At 29.2% G+C, this 233-nt stretch carries 1 protein-coding gene; it reads right to left on the bottom strand.

What is annotated here, in order from left to right:
- Positions 1–89: 89 nt before the first annotated feature.
- Positions 90–233, bottom strand: a 144-nt coding sequence (locus tag Q0997_RS20430) for a T9SS type B sorting domain-containing protein (RefSeq protein ID WP_299892605.1), incomplete at its 5' end; no start/stop codon positions are given.

Here is a 233-nt window from a genome sequence, read left to right as displayed (position 1 = left end):
TGAGCATAGCTTTGAGCAAATACCAGTAAGAATATATATATTATTAGATTTTTCATATTATTATTATTTAATATAAGCGCGATTTATAATTACCTGTAAAGCGTGAAATGTCCAACAAAACTTCTATCATTTTCAGAGCTATTAACTCTTACTACATACCAATAGTCTCCAGTAGGAAGTTCTTTGTCATTATACTTACCATCCCAATATTCACCAACTTTTAATTTAGCGAC

It is taken from the genome of uncultured Lacinutrix sp. (genome assembly GCF_947500325.1).
Lineage (GTDB): Bacteria > Bacteroidota > Bacteroidia > Flavobacteriales > Flavobacteriaceae > Lacinutrix.
This window is presented reverse-complemented; position numbering and strand designations above follow the sequence as displayed.